Source organism: Rhodohalobacter sp. 8-1 (genome assembly GCF_038150125.1).
Lineage (GTDB): Bacteria > Bacteroidota > Rhodothermia > Balneolales > Balneolaceae > SW132.
In genome coordinates, this window is record NZ_JBBVMF010000001.1 from 268,313 (window position 1) to 289,432 (window position 21,120).

A 21,120-nucleotide genomic window follows, 5' to 3' on the forward strand; every position below is an offset into this window, starting at 1 on the left:
TATCCGTCGCTATTTCTCCATCTCAACAACAATCTTTCCCTTATGCCTGCCCTCACCAAAATACTGAATCAGCTCCGGGATCTTTTCAAATTCGTAAGGACCATCAATAATTGGCTTGATATGTCCCTGCTTCACCAGCTCAGAAATCTGGTCTAAGCCTTTATTTGCCTCTAAGACAAGCACACTCAGCTTTTTTCCGGTAAAAAGTGATATGAGCGATCCTATTAATGCTATTTCGAGAAGCCTGATCATCGATCCCCCTACAGTAACATATTTGCCACCCTTCTTGAGGGCACGAGCATATTTAAATACGGATCTGTTTGATTTTGCATCAAGAATAAGATCATACGTTTCACCGGTGGCGGTAAAGTCCACTTTTTTATAATCCATCACGCTATCAAACCCCAGCGATTTCATCAGATCCAGTTTTTCGGCACTATCCACTCCAGTTACTGTTACATCGTAGGGTTTCAGTATTTGAATTCCCAGGGTCCCGACACCGCCTCCGGCTCCATTAATGAGGATGGTCTGACCGGATTTTACCTCCCCCTTCTCCAAAAGTCCCTGAAGTGCAAGTGTTCCGGCATGGGGTATGGCAGCGGCATCATTGTGGCTGATGTTGGAAGTTTTCCTGTACAATGTTTTTTCCGGAACACAAACGTACTCTGCAAATCCGCCAAGACCACACTCAGACAGATCGCAGTAAATATCGTCGCCGATTTTAAAGGATTTCACATTCCCGCCCACCGCTTCGATGGTTCCGGAAACGTCAACACCGGGAATATTTATTTTTGGCTTTCTCAGGCCAAAAAACATACGGATTATGTAAGGCTTTCCCCTCACAAACCCCCAATCCCAGTCATTGATAGATGCAGAGTGTACTTTCACCAGTACTTCATTCTCTTTCGGAACCGGTTTTGCCACGTCCCCAAACTCAAGATCTTTTGGTAACCCGTATTCCTTTAGTAGTATGGCTTTCATGAGGTTTTTCGCCTTTTCAGTATTTTTACAATTCTACCGTTTATGATTTCTGATAAGTTCCAATTGTAAAGTTTTAGATCGGTTGTGCTGTAGAACTCAACAACAACAGCATCAATATCTTTGTGATATTCAGCGAAACTCTGATATCCGGGAACCCAGCCGGAATGTTCATATTCATAAATGAATGAATGGATGTCCTGTTCTCCTTCTTCAAACAATGATCCATCGTTCAATGCCCTGAGGAAAGTACCCACGTCTTCCGCAGTGGCTAACATACCGTGTTCGTCTGCCTTTAAATCAAATGGGTGTCCTGCATGATAGCCACTCATCACATCGTCTAATGCCACATCGTTTAGCGAAGCGAATGTATTGGTAAGATTTAGCGGGTTTAGAATTTCTTCCTGAATAAATTGAAAGTTCCCGTAACCCAATACATCATCCATTATCTTATTGATCAACAGGTAATTCGTATTACTATATTCATACTCTTCACCGGGTTCAAAGTTGGCCGGCTTGTCCAGAATCAATGCAAGACTTTCTTCATATGTCTCTGTTGGAGCAACCCAAAAATTGGGAGTATTCGTGAAATTGGGAATGCCACTTTGATGCTGTAACATCAATCTCAACGTAATTTTATCAGCGTTATCAATTCGTCCAATAAGATCAAGTAAATAGTCAGCGAGGGTTTTATCCAAAGATAGGCGCCCATCACAAACCAATTTGGTGACAGCTACAGCATCATACACTTTGCTGATGCTGGCAATTTTGAATAAGGCTTGAGGGTTGGCTGGAATCTTAGCTTCCCGATCGTGCCAGCCGGCAGCAAAATACTGGGGGGTGTTCCCAGCCTGGTCTACATAAACAATCACACCGTCAAACCCATAATCAATGGCCTCACCAACCTGCTCCTGTACCGTATCGGGAAGTGGTACTATCCATGCTTTTAACAACATCCACGGCACGAAGAAGAGTGAGACAACCGTACCGACAAGGAGTACTATTCTAAGAATTCTCTTTCTGCTCTTCTTTGTCATACGGTATTATATGAAAACTGCTGTTTTAGTCCCTATTTCAATTACCACACTTCCTTTCGTACGTCCGTTATCAGCATAGACTTTGGTAGCCGCCAATCTTGCCCAAAAGAAGGCGATGCCATCTAAGAGGTGACAGAAAATAAAATCCCCTCTCAAGAGGGCTCATCTTTTGCACGCGGCAGCGAAAAAGTTTAAACGAAACGGCAACGCCGGTTGAGTGTGACGAGGGATGTGTTCCTGTGCCTTGAAAAATACTGTAATCAAATTTCGGTTCCTGTCCCTTTCAACACACCCCTCGGTTTGAAAATCTGCGTTCCGCAGGTTTCAATTCCATTTCCCCTCTCATAGAGGGGATTTTACTCTGAATAAAACTTTCACTGGCAGTCATATATCACAGAAAGACGCCTGATGAGCTGAAAAATGTGCAGGCCAGCTTTCATATTCTATGACGATTTTTAGGCTTTGTTTTTATCTCCGGGTCAATTTGATCCTCTTCGATAAGTATATTTTTCAGAGAATCATCTGTATCGATTTTATCTTCAATCTCGCTTGTTGGTGTCACACCTGACTCAGACTTTGATATTGGCCTGCTTGCGATCACTTCGAGACCGGTGACCATTTGCCGTAGTTTTTTAAATCCTTTATCGAGGTTTTCGCGAAGCTTCCATCGCCCGATCAGGAATGCAAGTCCGGTCATTAATACCGTAAACGCCACACCGGGGATGGCTGACAGCTCTAAAAAACCGGAGGCAAATAATAATGAAGCAATGGCAACCAACGGCACCGGAATATAATACGGCAGGGCCGTCAGAGGGCCATTCCAGCTTACATTGATCTTTGTGCTGCTATTTCGTTTTAGAGCCGTTACCCGGGCAGAATTGCTTGTATCCCATGGCGAACTCCACTCAAACACGGAATTTCTGGAACTCACTTCTCCCATTGACTTGAAGAAATCCCGAATCGAAAGGAGCATCTCTTCCCATTGCTCCCCTGTTATCTCACCATCAACCAGCACCTGGGTACTAAATGAGAAAGGCCCGCCCCAAAAGTTTCGATCATTCTTGCCGGTATTTGCTTCAATTTCAGCAGCCGCCTTCGTTATTTGCTCCGGGTCAATTCCCGCCTCGGATGCAAGCTGACGCAGTTCATCAATTGTCAATCCCATTTCTTGATCTGGATTATCTGCAGATGAGTTTTCAGCAGCTATCTTCAGGATCGCCCTCACTTCCTTACTATCATATAATTTCATAAACCTACCCCGCTATTGTGATCGATAAGCGTACGCATTAATAATCATGCGGTTGCAGTTTCATAACCAACTCCTGCAAGAAACCCATACAATGCATCCTGCATCTTACATAAACCACGCTTTGTTCCTCTCCTGGCTTCACCTGCTTGGCAACCAGCTGATCTGAGAGCGTTGGTTTATGACGCTGACATCCCGACCGCTGTCGGGACGGAAAGCACCGGGGATGCTCAGGTCCTTTCGGGAAGCCACTCAAAGTCCGGAGTTTTTGGAAAGCGTTTCATCACATCTGCCAGCTCAGGAATTACGCCCAGTTTACGGCTCCCCAGGTTCAGCCAGGCACCATCCACAGTAATCTTAGCTGCCTTCACATCGTCTGCGCCTTCTTTAAATATTTCATGCACAAAACTCCAACGGGAGCCATCCTCGCGCATCGATGCCAGTGCGCAGGTAACCGTAATGATTTCAAGCAGGTTAATTTCTCTCAGAAATTTAGTCTCTTCACGGAACAAGACAGGCCCAAATCCCCCCCGTCCGATCTCCGCTATGGATAGGTCGAAATCGGAGAACATGGCCACCCGTGTCTGGGCAGCATAATCGTTATACACGGAGTGACGCATATGGTTGTTGGGATCCATATTCGCCCATGTTACTTCAAAGGTTTTGCTGTATGTCTGCATGCTTTCAATATATACAAGTAAACCTGCTATGGAAATGAAATGGATAGATAATTAAACATACTATTATCATGTCAATTCTCATTTGTCGCATAAAGACCTGACAGCATTCCCGGTGCTTTACCGGGTTTCTGTCAGCGTCAAAAACCAACGCTGTCAGATCCGGTGGGTGCTGACAGGTTGCTTTCGACAGTTTACCGTTGACACAACAATAGTCATAGCGCGTTTTATGCCTATAGCTTTTCTCCCCGGCTGGCTATATTTATTTCCAAATGTAAATTGGTATAAGCAAAAAAATGCGGGAATGCTGCATATGCTGTTTAAAAATACACCGCAACCTGGTAATAGAACATCTCGTTTTGCGTCTCTTGAATGATGTCTCTTGCAATGAGGACGTCCGTCGCTTCCGTGTAAATCCAGTGGTACCAGAAGATAAAAAACTCCTCAAAGGATATCTCTTCATCAAAGTTCAGCTCCTGATATGTGGCTTCAAAATCAGGCCGGTTCCTGTTCAGGATATCGAGCAGTGTCGGGAAAAAGAGGTCGGGCATGGTTCGGGTGATCAGCTCAGTATCGTGTTCATCAAACACATGGATGTACATGTCATCATAATTGTCCCAGCCTGGATTCGACGATGTTCGCGTGTTCCCATACACGGAAATGCCTATGGAGTCACTCCAAAAAAGCCCCATGTTGCCATACATTCCATACGGTTCGGTGTTACCGGCAAGATCATCTTCAACAATGCCAAGGTAGTACCGGCTTCCGTTTCGTAACGGCCGCTCCTGGTTTAAAAATGCCTCTTCCACCTGCCGGATCTGAAAATTATCGAGGACGACGTTGCTCAGGTAGAAGAGAGACAGTTCACGGAAATCATGCCGCTGTGAAATGTGCGCTTCGTCATGGATGGCCATGATTTCCGGCAGCCGGCTGTATACGCTGTCTGCAATTTCATTCGCTACGTTTCGGGCTTTTAACTCCATTAATTTCCCCCGCTCCAGCGTGAATATCCCAAGAGCTGGCTGAAGGTCATCCCCATCTTTTTCGAGCAGTCTGTTTTCAATAAGGGCATCGATGTTCTTCTCCGATGTTTCAGCACTCCAGTTCAGTTCATTTTCAATGTCAGAAAGCGGAATATCATAGTGCAGGGCAACCAGAAACTGGGCAAGGCTATCTTTATTGATATCGATATTGGGGCCCTGGAATCCGGAAATTTGATAAACCCTGAAGGGTGAGTTTAGAATATCATCTACGGTTCTGTTGTTTTTAGAAGAACAACTCACCAAAATCGTGACGGCAAGTACGGTCATTAAAGTGTTCAAAATTTTCATACGTCCACCCCTTTCTTGTTATAAATGATCTGTTTATAAAGCTCTCAGTTTTTCCGATTGATTTTGGTTTACCCGTAACATTTACCACCTCTTGATATTTTTAGATTACGATGTAATTGTGAGAGTAATATGAATCAGGATCTGCTAAAGCCAATGCGCGAACATCACTTCGCAATATAGAATGATTGAGTTTACAAGATCGATTCCTGGCAGCTTAAAACGTGGGGATACCGTTGGGGAAAAGAGGACTTTTACCTTAGACCCAATAGGTCTGAGAATTAAACCCCTTATAATTTAAACCACTTAGGGTTAATCCAAATTTCTTAATACTACAAACCTGAGTTCGATTGTAAATCGGGGCAAGGATACTCCCCTCCTGTGTAAGGAGGGGCAGGAGGTGGTAGCTTTAGGTTTCGAGCTCAAATTAGACTCAAAAAATACTTTTCTTCCAGGGATGGCCAAGGCAAAACCACCCCTTCCCACAGGGATCCCTTGCGGGGAAATCCCCTCCTTAGAAAAGTAGGGGGCTTTTGGCGCACTTTGATGATGATTAATAATCGAACTCAGGTTATGAAGCCGATAATAGTGTAAAGGTTATAAAAAAATAAATTCGATTGGAGCAATTATTCTTAGGCTATTTACATCATCATTTTAATAATATCTACAATACCCACTTCGTCAATACTTAAATTCCGCTTTGTTCTAAAGCTGAGCATCTTGTGACACGCCGCTCTTCTCTGGATGGTACTTGTTCCCCTCTATTTCTTTTTATCAAGTAAGAAAGTTGCGTCGTCCAGCATTCATCATAAACTGAACAGTAGCAAATGCTTATATTGAGATCTTCCTGTAGAATAGATCTGCCCATTTGAATTGCTAAATTTGATTGTGGATCTGATTCATTGGATGCAATTCTAAATATCATCTGCTGTCCGGAATTTGGTGGCAGCACGCTTCCCTGTATCAGTGATTGATAATCAGAGGTTTCGTTTCTCTGGAACGTAAAATCACTCATCACATCACCCCAGTTATCTTTTACTTCCCCTTCTAACATTACTGAGGTTTTCATTATTCGGGCTGGTCCGATTCCAGAGTTTACTACAAAAATTTTCAGTGTATCATTTCTGATTGAAGGTTGGATTTCCACGTTAGGCCATACTGAGGCACGCTGCTGTTCTCGAATCAAAGATGCCTCATACATAGAAATAAACAGACCGCAGACGCTTAAAACCACAGCAGATAGAGCAATCATTGTTTGTGGACTTCGAATCCAGTCAGAAAAGGATGATTTGTGATCGTCGGTATCCATTGAAAAAAATTATGTTAATTCATTTAAACGAAGCTCTGTAACTCTGGATAAGTGTTGTGAACTTAGTTGTGTTTTACACATATCGAGGTGTCATGCAAATTCTCCGTTAAGAAAATGTAAAATAGCCCCAACCGCAATACATGATATTGATGGTCGGCCCCAATCTAATTTACTGCGCGGAATCGATCACGATGCCCTTCTCAGGAGTAATAATCAGGTCGTGCCGTGCCAGTACCTGCCCAACCGCTTCGGTGTCTTCTAATACTCTTTCAAAATACCAGAGATACGTCTTATCCAGATTAGAGTAGGGCTCTTCAACAAAACGATTGTTTTTTTCTTTAATAACCCTTCTCGCCTCTTCCTCGCCAACCATCTCAACCATGCCATCGAATTCTGCCCAGCCTACAACGATGTGTCTGTAAATTCTGTCCTGAATGTCTACGAGCCTTTCAAGCTGTTCAGCAGACATACCTTCCATATCGGGCAATCCGTTAATAGATGGGAAAAGTTCGGACAGCTCTTCAGCCGCGGCTACCTGTTTGTCAAACGGCAGCCAGTGGGCCTGTTCGTGGATAAAAATAGCGAGCTGCATTTTGTCACTGTCGAGAAAGTTGGTGTTCAGCGTGAGAATCGGCCTGCTGTGGGGATCTACCTCTTCCTCAATTTTCACCTCGTTTGTGATAATCCACGGATCGAGATCGTATGTTGCGAGTATCCGCCGCAGCTGCTCGCGGGCCTGCTCTCTTTTCTCTTCTGTAAAGATGATTTCAGTCTCTGTACCGTTTCTGTTTTGGGCCTGGGTTTCAGATGAGCTGATGCCCAATGTCAAGATGAACATAAAAAGCACCGACAGAGCGTAGGAAATTGGTCGTTCCAGGTTTTTGAATTCTTGCATGATGAGTTACTTATTAATTTTTGAAGTCGAATTAAATAATTAGGTATTTTTGCACGATTATCGTTAAAACATGTTTCAAGTTTAGTCTTTTTTTTGACTTAATAAACTGATTTAAAGACTGTTACTATCGGCATTCAATTTGAGATACATACATTATAAAAGGTTCATTAGGTTGTATAACGGCCTTGCGCATGAGCTGCGTGCATGTCAACGTTGATTTTAAAACAAAATGTACTACAGAAATTAAGTAACCTCAAAACCGGCAGGGAAAGAGAAGCACGTCCGCTTAATGACCTTTTTTTACCATCAGCTTAATCAAGTGCCGGTAATATATAGTTGGGAATCATATAATTCGGAGGAGTGCTTCTCCCATACAGTTCATATGAATTATAATTTCCGCCGGTAAAAACTGTGATCATATTGTAGTCGGGCCAAATATTAATTTTTTGACCACCATTACCCGATGCCATATAGGAATTGTATTGCTTTCCATCTATAACAAAATATTTGTGTTCCCATAAGTACCCAAATTCTGGTGAATATTCTTTAAAAGTTTTCCGAACCCAGTCTTCAGGAAGAATTTGATTTCCTTGCCACTTGCCACCATTCATATACATCGATGCGAGCTTGACAAGGTCTCGCGGTTGAAGATACATTTGGCTGAATGTTTGTCGGCTTGTGGAATCAGGAGCAAACCGCCATTCATAATTGGTGATACCCATTGGCTTAAAGAGATGCTCTTCAGCAAATTCTTCCAGGGGTGTATTAGTTGCAAGCTCTACAAGTCGTCCCAGGGTTAATGCTGCTCCGGTGCAATATGATGACAGCTCTCCGGGCTGATGAACGGCTGGAAGATCGAGCGTGTATTTCACCCAGTCGGCACTTTGCATCATTTGTTGTTCATTGCCCACACTTTCCGGATTATCGTTTTCACAATCCAAACCGTGGCGATAGGTTAAAAAGTCCTGAATAGTAATACTTCTTTTTCGCTCGGTCATTTGATCAAAGCTGTTGTATTCATCCTTAAAATAGGGCAATAGCTGATCCTGCTCGCTACCGATTGCGCCAGATTCTATTGCTAAGCCTACGAGTGAACCGATAAACGCTTTTGTTGCCGACCGCAGTTGATGTTTCGTAGTTCTATCATATCCATAAAAATACTCTTCAAATACCAACGTGTTGTCTTTATAGATTAACATACTATGAACGTCAGGATATTCGCCTTTGATGGTTTTTTTAACCATTTCTTTAATAAGTTCTGTCTGTTCAAAAGCATCGTTAATATCGCCGGATTCTAAGCCATCACTATTTTTTTCGGGAGATTGATAAGTATAAGCCTCAGGCTGATCAAACATTTCTCTACGAGGATACATCACCAATTTTTCAATATCAGTTGTAATCAGGTTAAAGGATTGCCCATTAACCCTATAGCCATCAACATTATCCTGACCATCCCGCTGAAAGATCACTGGGATATCTTCAATATTGGTGAAGCTATCTCCTTCAACATGGGATAGCGGATATTTAGCCTTGTCAATAACTGCATAAAGCGTCGTATCCATTGACGATACCATCATTTCTAATATTGATCCCGAGACGTATTCATATTTGCCTTCATAGTCTAAAAGCTGTTGGATTGGTATAGACGGGACAGGTGAGTTGTCGGTCTCAAGTAGCGCCATTCCGCAATGAGGGCACTTTCCATGTTCATCAAACTCCTCGTTCGTTTCATGGGCCTGGCAGTTACAGGGAGGACAATAATATATTGGCGACTCTTGACCTGATACCGAATTATTAAAGGAAAAGAACAATAGGAGTATAAAAAACACTTTCACCATGGTGGGTATATGGTAGGTATTATTGATATTAATTCAGAAAGTAGAAAGATGACCAACTGATATACTCTTCTTAGAGAAAGTAGTTACGATTTATCCGCCATATACAATTGTGGTGTATCAAATTAGCACAAAACAGGTAATCAGATTACGAATTAATAAACATCTGAATTTTTACCCTGATATCGTCTCTCAAAGACTCCACGATCTGCCCACATCAGACAATGGAATACACCCGCTATAAGTCCCGGGAACCGGATCGTACACAAGTATCTCCTCGCCTACTTTTTCAGAACTGAAATAGGCCCACAGTGCCAGCGATTTTAAAGATTTGTAGAATCCCGGCGGTTCGATTTCATCGCCTACAGGCGTTCCCCATACGCTTTTCCTGTATTTACCTGACTCCTTTTCACGGTCAGCAAGGTAATTCTTCCTATCCTCTGAATTTAAATTCAGGAAAGTATCCCCGTATTTAGCTACTGCACCCACATTTAACTCATCAATATCATTGCTTGCCTGCTGTTGAGCAGCATCGTCATACACATTTTCAAAAAAACGATCGATAAATATATCCGCGTTTACATCCAGCGCGCCGGGCGTGTCTGTTGCCGGCAGCAGCGTATCAACAAAAGCAGAGATGAAGCGAGCCTGATCATCCGTCAGAAATTGTGGCTGCCACGACAAGCGATCTACTCTCGTGCAGGATTGCAAAATTGATAACAAAGAAGGCCCCGCCAGGACACCTCCAACCAGTAACGCCGTGTTTTTAATTGCATCTCGTCTGTCCATAGAATCAGAGGTTATTTTTTTTGAGTTCCGATACCGCATGATTTGCAGCCCGTGCAGTCAGAGCCATGTAGGTGAGTGATGGATTGACGCAGGATGAAGAGGTCATACAGGCGCCGTCTGTCACAAAGACATTTTTACACGCATGAATTTGATTGGTGCCGTTTAAAACAGAGGTTTTGGGATCTCTCCCCATTCGTGCCGTTCCCATTTCGTGGATTCCATACCCCATCTCATGGTTGTTATCAAAGTCCACCACATTTTTTAACCCGATATTGTCCAGCATCTCTTTGGCATCTTCCCGGATCTGTCTGTTAAGGGCCAGTTCATTTTCTTGCCACTCTGCATCAATCGCAAGCGTTGGCTGACCCCACTTATCCAGGTTCTCACTGTCGAGTGTCACCTTGTTTTCATGATAGGGCAAACATTCTGCAAACCCGGTGATAAAAAATTCCCATGGTCCGGGGTTCATTAACCTGTCTTTGAACTCTCCACCAAAATCCTCTTCATTGGCACCTCTGCCCCAACCGGCTCGGCCTGCTCCGCCCTGGAAACCAAACCCACGAACAAATGTGTCGGATTGAGGCTGCCCCTCCAGGTTGACGTATCTTGGTATATAGATACCGTTTGGCCGCCGACCTTTGTAGTATTGATCAGCAAATTCCTCCGACTCGCCCATAGCTCCAATTCTGTAGGTATGATCCATCAGGTTATGGCCAAGTTCACCGCTGTCATTGCCAAGCCCGTCCGGGAATCGATCGCTGGTTGAATTCAGAAGGATTTGAGTGGAGCTAAGAGCTGAGGCATTACAGAAAATGATCCGTGACTGATACTCTATCACCTCTTCGGTTTCCGCGTCAATAATCCGGACGCCTGAGGCCCTGTTTGACTGGTCGTCATAGATGATGGATTGTACAATCGAATATGGCCTGATGGTCAAGTTACCGGTTGCGTTGGCGGCCGGCAGCGTCACCGCGTTGCTACTAAAATACGCGCCATACGGACAGCCCTGTCCGCACTTATTTCTATACATGCATTTGCCACGTCCGTTCAGTGGTTCGGTGAGGTGCGCTGCACGGCCAATCGTCATATGTCGTCCGGGAAACTGTTTCTCAATCCTGCTTTTGACGTGCTTTTCCAGGCAGTTCATCTCCATGGGCGGCAAAAAATGGCTGTCAGGCAGCTGAGGAAGGCCAAGTGCTTCACCACTGATACCCGCATATTTTTCCACATACGTGTACCACGGTTCAATATCCTCGTACCGTATCGGCCAGTCGACGCCGTGACCATCTTTCGCATTCGCTTCAAAATCGAGATCTGACCAGCGATAACACTGCCGTCCCCATAGCAGTGAGCGTCCGCCCATTTGATGCGCCCTCACCCATAGAAATGGCTTCACTTCGGTATAAGGGTTCTCCTTGTCGTTGGCATAAAAATGTTTGGTGCTTTGTCCAATAAATCCTGACCGTATGCCTTTGTAATGATTCTCTCTGTCTTCAGGTGTAAGCGCGCCTTTTAAATCATCGTCCCATGGATCATCATTCATGGTTGGGTAATCCGTCACGTGATTGACAATCCTCCCCCTTTCCAGCACCAGTGTTTTAAGTCCGTTTTCACAGAGTTCTTTGGCAGCCCATCCACCGCTTATTCCGGACCCAATGACAATTGCATCATAGGTTGTGTCTCGCTTTGCATCGGTAATGAATTGAGCCATAATGAGGATTTAAAAGTCAGAATTGGGAAAGAAATCGCATTGAGTTCGAATTTGCTTAAAAGAGGAGTGAAATTCAACTCTTGGATCTTCGGGTTGCCGGAACCTATTCTAAGATTGGAGAATCGTAAGAATCTGTTCCGCACGCTCTTTGAACTGACGCATATAAAATAGTGCGTCAGATCCATAGGTGATTTCTGCATTAGCCGCCGCTACATAGCCCGGATCGTTTCTGAAGGCTTCAATTGCCGAAATGATGGGTGCTCTATCTGAAATAGCCACTGATCTCATCCTGCACGTCAAAAATATGGTCGATTGTTCGGTCCCACGTCTCCGACCAAAATTGAAAATCCTCAGTAGCATCGATCAACTGAGCCGTAATACGCATTGAATCTCCGGACAACTGAACACTGCCTTCCAACAGTGTTGAGACACCCAATTTTTCTCCGATCTCAGGGGAAGGAATATGCTTGTCCTTAAAATAAAATGATGAAGTTTTGGAGGTCACCTTCAGACCTTCAATCTTTGCCAGCGCATTAATAACACCCTCTGTCATGCCATCACTAAAATACTCGATGTCCTCACTCGCACTCCTGTTTGCAAATGGAAGAACGGCGATGGTTTTATCAGATTTATGATCGGTGATGTTCAATTGGTCTACTGGTGATCGGGTTTTTGATGTGCTGCAAAGTTGGTATTTAGCGGCATGACATTTAAGCGGTTTTGCCTTTTACAATAAATAAAGTGTAGAAAACTCTAGATTACTACATGACTTGAATTATGAAAAAATGAAGAGCAGGTAAATCCGCTTAAATGCTTGTTATAGAGTGTTTTATGATAAGATTTTAGATAATTTTAACGTTCCGGCTAAAAAGCATTGCTGTTCCACAGGGCAGCTATGATTTTTTTTTGCCATTGTTGTGGAGCGTTACTTTAATATTCAAATCTTAAAAAATTTGACTCCTCTGAAAATAGAGTTGAAAAGTTTAATTCATTATATATTGATTCTTTTTCATTGGCAAAAATATTTCGAAGAACTTTGTTGTCATGCGTAAAATAAAGGTTGTAGTGTTTGTCCATTTTCCTATGTTCATTTCTTAAAATTCTCGCAATAGATTCCTTGGTCGGAAGCTTATGTTTGTTCATACCATTTGCACTGAAAAGGAAGTTTTCGCAGTCAATTAAACTATACAATTCATTACTGTTGTTTGCTTTGCTACCATGATGAGTGACTTTGACCCAGTCACATACTAATTTGTTGCTACTGTTATACCCCATTGAATTAAGTGATGTGACAATATCACTTGGATGGGCATCAGCGAGCCATAAGGTTCTTATACCATTATAATCAGTCAATACACTAATACTGCTGCCGTTTTCGATTGAGTCGTCTTCATCCCAAAGGGATAGATCAAAATCATTTAGCTGTATGTGGTAATCATCTTTAATGGCTCTTTTAGCTCCACTAACTGTTTCTCCCTCTTGTTTTTCCAGTGGGAGTTTAGGTTCACTCTCATACTTAGTTCTCAATTTGTGAAGTTTGTCCAAGGAAGGAGTAATAACATGGATTTTTAAGCCAAATAAATCAATCGGTTCTTCACATGTAACAATATCCTGGAGAGGAATCTTATCAATGCTCTCAAGATATTCAGCTAAAATATCGCCTTGTCTGATGCTTTTAGATGCGCTCACAAGGTTTTTATCCTGAGTTGATTGATTTGTTCTTCTTGGTCGATTATAAAACCACTTGTTGATTGTATCCTTCGACTCCCCAGTTTTTATTTGCTTTATAAACTGTTCTACTCCTCCAATATGGTCATCATGGATATGAGACACGATCCATAGGTCAATTGACTCATCACTAGCTTGAATGTCTTTTACATGAGACGATATGACATTTCTAAAAGTTCTTCTATATCCTGCATCAATAAAAACGTTATGGTATTTTCCATCACTCCCGTAAAATCTCACTCTTGAAGCATCGCCACATTCAGCTTGGTAGAAGAATATTTCCTTTTTAATCTCTTTCATAGTGATTCAATTGTCCTTTTACTTCTCCATTTTCAAGATGGAACACTCCACAAGGAGCTCCAAAATAACTTTGCTCCCCATGCGAGATATATGCCATTTTTTCTCCAAGAAGAGTCCAGATTATATCCAGGTCATTCTTTTTCAGATAGTCTAAGAGAGTTTCTTTGTTTATCATGAGCCCATCAGATTTGGGAATATTCTGAACTGTCAAAACCCCTTGAGGGTTAACAAAGTCACCATCATTCGGAGCATAAATCAACTCAAGGTCATTAAAAAGTTGCTCACAAGGGATGTTATATAAGGACTCTGCCCCAGATTTATCATCACTAATATGCGATTTTGCGTCTTCTATAGCAGGCATAACCGTTAAACCTGTTGATATATGATTGTAGTAGATTTCCACCCATGGCTCCTCTCTTTCTGCATTGTGATATGCTGGAGACCAATATTTCTCTCTATTTAATAGTTGGTTGGATTCATTTCTGGGTTCTGGCATCCAGCCTCCCCATAAATTCTTGTCTTGTAGAAATTCGACTATCTGCGGTTTATCATCTCGTTTGATTATATATCCATTTATCATGTAAAACACTTCTTTTCTATACATAGAGTATTTGTCCACTCCTATTGGCTTTGGCATCATCCATTTGGCACTCTTGTTCAAAAAGAGCCACTCGACCCCATTGTCATCTTTTTTCGAGATGACATGTTTGACTTCTGGTAAATCGTCAATATTTCTTGCACATTCCTGATTTTCTTGATTCCAAAAAGAATACTCTGGGGCATGCCACCATTTATACTCTTTTTCTAAAATCATCATGTCGTCTTCAGGTAGTTCTTCAGGGTTCTTAGTTGTGTAAACAGGATCAATGTCTCTTGCGTAAAATTGCCATGCTCCTTGGTAGTATTGATAATTCTTATCCGAATACCACTCACTTATTTTATGATTATCGGAGAGAATACTTAGTATTTCGTGAAAAGCGATCCATTGATATTTTTCACCAATGCGTTCAACGCCTGGTCTGCTTTGACCATACGACCCACTACTTTGGTCGTATCTGCCATGTAATTTGACATCGTAACCTAATTCATGAGCTCTCTTCACAATCCACCTTTTCACAGGTCTTGTATCAAATGGTCTTCGATTGTAGCTTGTAGTATTTAACCTTTTGACATTTTGCAAATATGGGAGGATATTTTTAATTACATATTCTGACTTTCCATTAAACATTGATTTGAGGATTTCAAATCCTTTTTCAACTACTTGTTCATACTCCTTTAATAAACTATCATACCTTTCTTGCCCCCCTAACCTTTCGACATCGTATTTACTACTTTTACTTTCATGAAGCTCCTTTGAATATATCATATCGACTAAAGACGAGAGGTGATCTTGTTGTTCCTTTGAGAGTTCGTCGTTAATGAATTTTGTGTATTCATCCTCAGTAGTAAAGCTGACAGGACAAAACTTCCTAATGTCTGGTTCAACCGTTTTCCGTCCGAAGTCCCATGACATCACTGAAAAATGTATTTTATTATGTGTTCTAATAAACTCTTTGTCGTATTCAGGATTTTCATAGTCTATATCATAGATGCTAATTTCCTCCTCTGTTGGATAGGTTGGTAGCTTACTTTTGTACGGTGGACGGATTTTTTCAGTATCTATTTCCTCTCCCAGCCCCCTGTATATCATATATTCTACAGTGTTTCGAGCATAATCACGAAGTAATACATGTTCAGGTGGGTTACCTTTCTTGAAGACCTTATTATATATGTAGTTGCCTATCAATTGAATTGATTCTTCATATTCAGTTCTCAGGATACATCCATAAGCAATTGCATAAAGCCTTTCTTGAATGTACATGTCGTCTGCTTCACTAAATTTCGTAAGTAGATCAAGTAGTGCCTTAGGTTGTTGCTCAAGTAGATTGACGATAGCTTTAGTTACTTCATCTCTTAATTTTCGATTAGTTGATGCGAGCATCCATGATAACGTTTGAGCAGCTAGCAATGCAGTATGACTGTCAACGGAACTTGAAATAGAGGAAGACCATGCCCAGTCAATCAATCGGCGAAGTGGAAAACCGATTTCGTTATCATTATGCCCTGAATACCACAAAGCATGATGTTGCCAAAAGCTATCTCTTTCTGGCATTGGTGTTTTTAAAAGAATTCGATGAAGCCTATCCGAATTGAATGGATGATTCTTTATTGTAGCGAGCTCTTCAATTGTGAGTAAAATCCTATCATAGTCAAAGTAAAAGAAATCTCCCTGAAACCACTCAATTAGCTTTTCTTCATTGATACTTTCGATACTTCGCCATTTCAAGCTATCTAATAGGAATCCGTTTTGCCAATCAATGGTATTTTTAAGTCCGAAATCGTCCTTTTTCACATCCTCATATAGCCAACTATATACCTCAAACAATTCTAATCCATGCTTTTCTGGTAGTAAAATTGCGAGAGACTCCAGAACACCCCCATATTTCCAATGATGTTCCTCTATCAGTTTACCGAGTTTCTCTTCCTTGCCAAAAGCTCTTAATACTTCTTGCTGATCCTTGAAATCCTTAATGAGTTCGTTAGCAATAAAATGGTCTCCAAACCGCTCATATGCAAAATATATTACTTCTTCCTTTTCTCCAGTATTATAGTTTTCACGACAATTCCTTATAAATACGCTCTCCTGGATCATGTCTTTTAAAAGGCTGGGGTATTGAGGGAAATTTGTATTGAAGAAAGTCTGAGCCTCTTCAAGTAATAATACACTCTCGTTTTTACTGAAACATTCTAACGAAAACTTTTGGATCGCAATCGAGATTAAGTTGGGGGCTAAATGATATTCCTCACGAAGTTTTTGAAATTGGCTTTCCAGAGCTTTAACGTAGTAGCTAAATATCGTCCCAATACCCTGAAAACCTTGAGGAAATTCTTTTGATGGAGAGTTTTGCACTCCTTTACAAATCAAGATTAAAAAGAGGGGTTTGGTAAATTCAGGTGCCAATATTGGGAAGTCTGGTTGTTTAAGCTCATAATGTTCACAGAATAGTTTTAATGCTGTGTATTCATTGCCTGCAAACCCTTCATGGTTTACGATCGAAATTTCTTGAGGAATACTTTCAGGAAACATTAGATCAAAATAGGTCGTTCTGATACTCAAAACGACTCCTATATATGGATACTTGGAGACGTTATTTAATAACCCAAATACTTCATCCCTCCACAAATCAACTCCTCCGCCTTCGTTCAAAGCGTCAATCAGAATAGGTATTCTTTCATTTAATTGATCACCAACCTTGTTTAGAGACTTAAGAAAATCATCCATATTCATTTCCAGCCCTAATAGATCTAAAATGTTCTTTTCTACGCTACCGACCCCAGGTTTAAAATGTTGTCCCAAAAGCAGGACAGTTGGTCGTCCTCGATCCATCCTGTTTTGGGCTATATCTCCTAAAAGGTGAGATTTTCCGCTTCCTGCTTCTCCCTTGAGAATCAACACAGGATAATTTGTAAGCTTAACATTTACTTTGTTCTGTAAATCATCCTCCATTCGTCTGTTCTTTGCTTGCAGCTCTCTTAAAGTGTTTAATTCCGCTTCATAAGGAGTTCTATAGTTGTATGGTTTTTTGGTATCCTTCTCAGCTTTTATTTTTTCTCTCTGAAGCTCATATAGTTCTGATTGCCTTTCATTAATCAAATCAGATATACGATTGATTTCGTTAATAATCCATGTACAATCAATGACGTTAGGCACATTGATGGAAATTGATTCGATCCAGTTTGTTACTTTGGTTTTCAGATTGTATTGCTCAGTCTGAATATTGAAAAGCACAGATTCTTCTTTTGGACTTGAGTATCGATTTTCATTGATCCAATTGTCGATTGCTTGAAGAAATCGGTGTTCAAAATCTTTATCACGAATAAGGTCATTGAACAGTTTGGAAATAGGTAATTCTAAATTGAGTTCTTTACTATAGCGTTGACCTAAATTATGAATCGCCTTTTCTACATTGTTTTTAAAGAAGCTGTGATTCAAATTGTTATCTCCCAAGTAATCAAACCTTATAGAAGGCAAGTAGTTCTTAAAGAGCAAATCATTAACTAATTCAATATGTTGTCCATAAATAACCCTACCCCTATCTTCTGGGCGAAATCTCGTGAAGATGCCAAATAAGTAGACATATTCATTATCGTTCAAAAAAATACCACTTCCCGAAAATCCTTCAGTAGCATAGTCGTTGTAATCCTCATTTAATTGCAACTGAAAGTTTCGAGTTGTCGTTAACTCCTGTTTCCATGTGGGAAAGATTACATCTAGCTCTTTACCCATGGTGGCATTTGGAAACCCTTTAACGATGAATTGAGTCTTATTTTGTCGAGTGGTTACAACTCTAACCCTTGGGATATCTCCTATAATACTTTCCACGTCGGATTTATTAAGTGGCAACACAGCCAAATCCTTGCCAGCATCTTTGAATAGGAGATTTTTATTGATGTGATTTACTTTGATTGATACATACTTGTCTTCTGAAGGATTGTACATGTCCACAATGACAGAGGAAAGTAATTCTTGAAAAGAATCTCCATCATGGTGTAAACAGTGCGAAGCAGTAATTAAATAAACATTATCTCTAAGATCATCTGAATAGTAAATCAATCCAGTTCCAATTACTGCTTTTGTTGATTCTTCTCGAAGTCGAACAGTTAAACGAGAAATCAGTGTGTCTTGATTTGGGTTAATCATAGATTTAGTTATCACAAAATTATTTATGTAAAGAATCTGTCGAGGATATTTTACTAATGTTGATTTATATACTCCACAACATTGGCATATAACCCACGCTGTTGAGGTTATCCTAGCTTCGTACGTAAGTTTTAATCGTTTTATTCTTTAAATATTGAGGATAAAATGAAGAAATCATAAGCCCTATTAAAGGAAGATCATCAGCTTGCACTAAAGAATAAAAGCGTACAATTACGGTCACCATATAACATGTATTTCTCTCAAAACTTAACAGCCCCGAATGTTGCCTGATAGTAATCCAATTCTTCTACTCTCGCAAATATAATCAGTGGGTCAGTGGGTCAGTGGGTCAGTGGGTCAGTGGGTCAGTGGGTCAGTGGGTCAGTGGGTCAGTGGGTCAGTGGGTCAGTGGGTCAGTGGGTCAGTTAAGCTGGATTTTTTACGTGACTTAATCAACTGTTTTTAATTAAATACTGGGGTTGTTTATGTAGCGATTGCATTCCCCCACAATCAATTAGCGCTCACCTCAGTACTCTTTTTTTAAGGCATGGATTTTGCCGTGCTCATTCGCCTCAGAAGGATGCGCCGGCCTCAATGGACAGCTGTACTCCGCTCCCGCTCTGAATTTTTCCAAGTGCGTCATCGAATTCCGGTGTCAAGTGATACGCTGTGCGCAAACCAAGCCTCAACCAGTTCCATGCATGAGAGCCAGAGCCAATGCCGAGGCGCGCGCCGATCACCGTCTGTATGTCTGGTCCGGCATCATTGAAACCGTCTCCCGTCTCTAAACCAATGTAAGGCCCGGCGGCCCCACTGATGATAAAGCATGTTGCACCTCTTCATGCTGAACTTCTTTTTATTCATCCATTCCGGGATGGAAATGGATGTACAATTAGACTTTTTGCCGACTTGATTGCTTTAAAGAGTGGGTTTGATCGCTTTAATTTTGAAAAGATTACCGAAAAAAGAATGCCGGGGTATATTTCAGCAACAGAAAAAAACTATGAACCGTTGATCAAGCTATTCAGGAGTTTTAAGAAGTAGAATTGTTTTGAAACTCCCGCACCACTTCACGTCGAATTCGTTCTGATCTCTTCTTTGGAATATTTATGCCCTCAATACGAAATGAAGCTCTTTGTGACTTCATGGCCTCGCGGGAAATAGAGTCTATATTTTTCTTTTGGTATCTGATTTCATGGTTCATTAATACAAAACTTTGCGCTCAAATGTAGAGTTAAGAGAGCATTATAACGGTTTAGTGGTTGTACGTCGGGGCTGAATCAAAGCCAGTGGCAACCAACAACAACCCGATCGCATGAACCGCTGGTTATGTGTTCAGCTCATAGTTCCAGGGATTAGTTACCTCAACTCCTGAACCTTCCATATCCTTCGTATTTCTTGTAACAACCAATAAGTCATGCACCAGAGCTGTAGCAGCAATTAATGCATCAATTGCCGGAAGGGGTTTGCCATTTTTTTCTGCTGTAGTCAAAATCTCACCCCATTTATTCGCACCTTCTAAATTTATATTGAGGATTCGGTTTTTGAAGCGGTGATTCAGATCCTCTTTAACCCATCGATTAATTTCTTTCTTCTTTTTCGAATCGGGTAATCTTTCAATCCCTTTTCTCAATTCACCAAACGTAATGACGCTTAAAAACATGGAGAGCTCATCCTGATCGGCGAACCATTTCAAAACGTTTGGATTTGGTTTCTTTTTGACCAATTCGGAAATGCAGCAAGTGTCAATCAAATAACTCATAAGTCAACTTGACGAGAAAGGGATTTATCTCGCTTTAGATCAATCTCAACCTCTGAAAGGGGTGATGTTTGAAAAAACTCAACCAATGAGGTTTTCGGTTGTTCTAATTTTCGATAATCTTCAGCCGAAAGAACTACAACGCTATCTTTTCCATGCTTTGTAACCGTTTGGGGCCCCTCTTCGGATGCCTTACGTACGACTTCGCTAAATCTGTTTTTAGCTTCCTGTAATTGCCATTTTTTAGATTTTGAAATCATAAACACCTCCAACTTCATCTAGTCTGTCTAGAACATACATATTTATAACAGATAATAGAAGTGAAAATTGCTTGTGGCAAAAATGGGGTTAACGACACATAATCCTTAGTTCTCTTTTGGCTCTATAGCCCTCAATGTCGCTTGATAGTAATCCAATTCTTCTAATCTCGCTAATATAATCCGTGGGTCGGGAATCGGGAATCGGGAATCGGGAATCGGGAATCGGGAATCGGGAATCGGGAATCGGGAAATTCGCATGATCAAATTAATAAGTCAACATTCTAATTTAGAATGCACAGGTCATTTATTTTTATGATTCTATCGGAAAGTTTGTAGGTGATGGCAAAATATGAGAACAATCGAGTAGAACTGGTCAAAAATTCCCAAAATGACTGTTTACTACTTTTGCAGATCCTTCTCTTCGCCATCAACTTCAATGGCTCGATCAGGATGACACGCTCCTTGGTTAGTATGGGGGCGGCGTGAGCCCAGCCATCAATATCAATATCGCCTTGTCATCACGCCGC

The 21,120-nt window shown here is 41.3% G+C and carries 17 protein-coding genes; 1 reads left to right on the forward strand and 16 read right to left on the reverse strand.

The annotated features are described in order from the left end of the window. Positions 1-9: 9 nt before the first annotated feature. The 14 genes from AABW11_RS01160 to avs2 all read right to left on the reverse strand — a co-directional run bounded on the left by AABW11_RS01160 (position 10) and on the right by avs2 (position 18,574). Positions 10-981, reverse strand: coding sequence for an NAD(P)-dependent alcohol dehydrogenase (locus AABW11_RS01160; protein WP_340102662.1), 972 nt, complete (start codon positions 979-981; stop codon positions 10-12). After that, complete coding sequence (locus AABW11_RS01165; RefSeq protein WP_340102663.1) at positions 978-2,015, reverse strand: serine hydrolase domain-containing protein; 1,038 nt, start codon at positions 2,013-2,015, stop codon at positions 978-980. Before AABW11_RS01165 ends, AABW11_RS01160 begins: the two co-directional genes overlap by 4 nt. A 436-nt stretch (positions 2,016-2,451) precedes the next feature. Continuing rightward, the gene (locus tag AABW11_RS01170) at positions 2,452-3,264 is read right to left on the reverse strand and encodes a hypothetical protein (RefSeq protein ID WP_340102664.1); all 813 of its coding nucleotides are present in this window, start codon (positions 3,262-3,264) and stop codon (positions 2,452-2,454) included. A gap of 227 nt (positions 3,265-3,491) precedes the next feature. Next, positions 3,492-3,941: an acyl-CoA thioesterase gene (locus AABW11_RS01175; RefSeq protein WP_340102665.1), complete on the reverse strand. Its 450-nt coding sequence runs from the start codon at positions 3,939-3,941 to the stop codon at positions 3,492-3,494. Between the two features lie 317 nt (positions 3,942-4,258). Then, a complete protein-coding gene (locus tag AABW11_RS01180) occupies positions 4,259-5,269 on the reverse strand; it encodes a hypothetical protein (protein WP_340102666.1) in 1,011 nt (336 codons plus the stop codon). Positions 5,270-5,954: 685 nt separating this feature from the next. Beyond that, positions 5,955-6,575 (reverse strand): hypothetical protein, encoded by a 621-nt coding sequence (locus AABW11_RS01185; protein WP_340102667.1) that lies wholly within the window; start codon positions 6,573-6,575, stop codon positions 5,955-5,957. Between the two features lie 169 nt (positions 6,576-6,744). Further along, complete coding sequence (locus AABW11_RS01190) at positions 6,745-7,470, reverse strand: hypothetical protein (protein WP_340102668.1); 726 nt, start codon at positions 7,468-7,470, stop codon at positions 6,745-6,747. 311 nt (positions 7,471-7,781) lie between these two features. Next, positions 7,782-9,308 (reverse strand): serine hydrolase, encoded by a 1,527-nt coding sequence (locus AABW11_RS01195; RefSeq protein ID WP_340102669.1) that lies wholly within the window; start codon positions 9,306-9,308, stop codon positions 7,782-7,784. A gap of 189 nt (positions 9,309-9,497) precedes the next feature. Beyond that, positions 9,498-10,094, reverse strand: coding sequence for a gluconate 2-dehydrogenase subunit 3 family protein (locus tag AABW11_RS01200; RefSeq protein WP_340102670.1), 597 nt, complete (start codon positions 10,092-10,094; stop codon positions 9,498-9,500). Positions 10,095-10,098: 4 nt separating this feature from the next. Beyond that, positions 10,099-11,805: a GMC family oxidoreductase gene (locus AABW11_RS01205; protein WP_340102671.1), complete on the reverse strand. Its 1,707-nt coding sequence runs from the start codon at positions 11,803-11,805 to the stop codon at positions 10,099-10,101. Positions 11,806-11,913: 108 nt separating this feature from the next. Further along, positions 11,914-12,084, reverse strand: a complete 171-nt coding sequence (locus AABW11_RS01210) for a hypothetical protein (RefSeq protein ID WP_340102672.1) — start codon at positions 12,082-12,084, stop codon at positions 11,914-11,916. Then, positions 12,068-12,454, reverse strand: coding sequence for a hypothetical protein (locus AABW11_RS01215; protein ID WP_340102673.1), 387 nt, complete (start codon positions 12,452-12,454; stop codon positions 12,068-12,070). Before AABW11_RS01215 ends, AABW11_RS01210 begins: the two co-directional genes overlap by 17 nt. A gap of 281 nt (positions 12,455-12,735) precedes the next feature. Next, positions 12,736-13,833: an MBL fold metallo-hydrolase gene (locus AABW11_RS01220; protein ID WP_340102674.1), complete on the reverse strand. Its 1,098-nt coding sequence runs from the start codon at positions 13,831-13,833 to the stop codon at positions 12,736-12,738. Beyond that, positions 13,820-18,574, reverse strand: coding sequence for an AVAST type 2 anti-phage system protein Avs2 (gene avs2, locus AABW11_RS01225; protein WP_340102675.1), 4,755 nt, complete (start codon positions 18,572-18,574; stop codon positions 13,820-13,822). The genes AABW11_RS01220 and avs2 overlap by 14 nt, the downstream gene beginning before the upstream one ends. 816 nt (positions 18,575-19,390) lie before the next feature. On the opposite strand from avs2, the gene AABW11_RS20060 reads away from it, so the two are divergent. Continuing rightward, entirely contained in the window at positions 19,391-19,618 is a 228-nt protein-coding gene (locus tag AABW11_RS20060) for a Fic family protein (RefSeq protein WP_445263727.1), read from the forward strand. 283 nt (positions 19,619-19,901) lie between these two features. Here the strand turns inward: AABW11_RS20060 and AABW11_RS01230 are convergent, their stop codons facing one another. After that, positions 19,902-20,336 carry a type II toxin-antitoxin system VapC family toxin gene (locus tag AABW11_RS01230; RefSeq protein ID WP_340102676.1) on the reverse strand — a complete coding sequence of 145 codons (435 nt, stop codon included), beginning with the start codon at positions 20,334-20,336 and terminating at the stop codon, positions 19,902-19,904. Beyond that, positions 20,333-20,593: a type II toxin-antitoxin system Phd/YefM family antitoxin gene (locus tag AABW11_RS01235; RefSeq protein ID WP_340102677.1), complete on the reverse strand. Its 261-nt coding sequence runs from the start codon at positions 20,591-20,593 to the stop codon at positions 20,333-20,335. Before AABW11_RS01235 ends, AABW11_RS01230 begins: the two co-directional genes overlap by 4 nt. Between the last annotated feature and the right edge of the window lie 527 nt (positions 20,594-21,120).

Excerpts from the sequence above, each read along its gene's own strand:
- AABW11_RS01160 (WP_340102662.1), bottom strand. The coding sequence starts at position 981 with ATGAAAGCCATACTACTAAAGGAATACGGGTTACCAAAAGATCTTGAG.
- AABW11_RS01165 (WP_340102663.1), bottom strand. The coding sequence starts at position 2,015 with ATGACAAAGAAGAGCAGAAAGAGAATTCTTAGAATAGTACTCCTTGTC.
- AABW11_RS01170 (WP_340102664.1), bottom strand. The coding sequence starts at position 3,264 with ATGAAATTATATGATAGTAAGGAAGTGAGGGCGATCCTGAAGATAGCT.
- AABW11_RS01175 (WP_340102665.1), bottom strand. The coding sequence starts at position 3,941 with ATGCAGACATACAGCAAAACCTTTGAAGTAACATGGGCGAATATGGAT.
- AABW11_RS01180 (WP_340102666.1), bottom strand. The coding sequence starts at position 5,269 with ATGAAAATTTTGAACACTTTAATGACCGTACTTGCCGTCACGATTTTG.
- AABW11_RS01185 (WP_340102667.1), bottom strand. The coding sequence starts at position 6,575 with ATGGATACCGACGATCACAAATCATCCTTTTCTGACTGGATTCGAAGT.
- AABW11_RS01190 (WP_340102668.1), bottom strand. The coding sequence starts at position 7,470 with ATGCAAGAATTCAAAAACCTGGAACGACCAATTTCCTACGCTCTGTCG.
- AABW11_RS01195 (WP_340102669.1), bottom strand. The coding sequence starts at position 9,308 with ATGGTGAAAGTGTTTTTTATACTCCTATTGTTCTTTTCCTTTAATAAT.
- AABW11_RS01200 (WP_340102670.1), bottom strand. The coding sequence starts at position 10,094 with ATGGACAGACGAGATGCAATTAAAAACACGGCGTTACTGGTTGGAGGT.
- AABW11_RS01205 (WP_340102671.1), bottom strand. The coding sequence starts at position 11,805 with ATGGCTCAATTCATTACCGATGCAAAGCGAGACACAACCTATGATGCA.
- AABW11_RS01220 (WP_340102674.1), bottom strand. The coding sequence starts at position 13,833 with ATGAAAGAGATTAAAAAGGAAATATTCTTCTACCAAGCTGAATGTGGC.
- avs2 (WP_340102675.1), bottom strand. The coding sequence starts at position 18,574 with ATGATTAACCCAAATCAAGACACACTGATTTCTCGTTTAACTGTTCGA.
- AABW11_RS20060 (WP_445263727.1), top strand. The coding sequence starts at position 19,391 with ATGATAAAGCATGTTGCACCTCTTCATGCTGAACTTCTTTTTATTCAT.
- AABW11_RS01230 (WP_340102676.1), bottom strand. The coding sequence starts at position 20,336 with ATGAGTTATTTGATTGACACTTGCTGCATTTCCGAATTGGTCAAAAAG.
- AABW11_RS01235 (WP_340102677.1), bottom strand. The coding sequence starts at position 20,593 with ATGATTTCAAAATCTAAAAAATGGCAATTACAGGAAGCTAAAAACAGA.